At 69.8% G+C, this 808-nt stretch carries 1 protein-coding gene; it reads right to left on the bottom strand.

The genetic code is table 11. From position 1 onward, the window contains the following. Positions 1-328: 328 nt before the first annotated feature. On the bottom strand, positions 329-742 hold the full coding sequence (locus PUR61_RS20890) for a DUF6193 family natural product biosynthesis protein (RefSeq protein ID WP_329880678.1): 414 nt from the start codon (positions 740-742) through the stop codon (positions 329-331). Between the last annotated feature and the right edge of the window lie 66 nt (positions 743-808).

Genomic DNA, 808 nt, shown 5'->3' with positions numbered 1-808 from the left:
TAAACGAGTGCATGCATCGTTGGCGGTGGCGCGTCGAGGCCCGCGGATTCGCTGCCGGGTTCACATGTGCGGTGTTCCCAAGGCGGCGACCTGGTGGTGGGAGAGGAGTCCGGCGACGGCTTGGACCATGTCGCTCACGTGCTCGCGCCGGCCGTGATGGCGGGCGAGGGCCCGCGAGGCGCCCAGCTCTACTCCGGCAGCGTCGCCACGTCGGCGCCGTAGGCCTTCGACGTGGCCTCCCCACCGGAACAGGACCCGGTGCACACCCGTCTCGACGAACTTCGAGCGGTCTCGGCGAGGCTTGACCGGCGCGGCAGCTGCTGCTGGTTCAGTCGGCAGCACTCTCCTGCGGGGGCCACGGTCCGTCGAAGGCCGGACCGCAGTCAGACGGGAGGTGGGCCACTACCAACGCGGCCGCCTCACGCGGTGTGAGTGACTCCCCCAGGACACGCTCCGGCACACCCAGCGGCGCGTACACGATGCACGATTGCGCGTCGCCCACGATGAACGGCCGGTCGTTACTCCAGGGGAACCGCGTGTTCCGGTGGAAGGTGAGCGCCCCGTGACTCGGAAACGGGAAGAGGGCCCGCAATCGCGGTTCGGCGTAAGCGGCCACTATGACCGCAGGCTCTCCCCGTCGCGCCGTGGGATGTCTCTCCAACATCCCCCGCCAGGTCTTCTCGACAACCGTCTCCTCAGCCGACCCGCGATCATGACGTCCGCACCCGGCCAGGACAACCATCGTCCCGGCCCTGCGGCCGCTCAGCGCCCGCAGGCGATGGCCCGGATCGTGCGATGGATCCGGGGG

The organism is Streptomyces sp. BE20 (assembly GCF_036322525.1).
GTDB lineage: Bacteria > Actinomycetota > Actinomycetes > Streptomycetales > Streptomycetaceae > Kitasatospora.
This window is presented reverse-complemented; position numbering and strand designations above follow the sequence as displayed.

Excerpts from the sequence above, each read along its gene's own strand:
- PUR61_RS20890 (WP_329880678.1), bottom strand. The coding sequence starts at position 742 with ATGGTTGTCCTGGCCGGGTGCGGACGTCATGATCGCGGGTCGGCTGAG.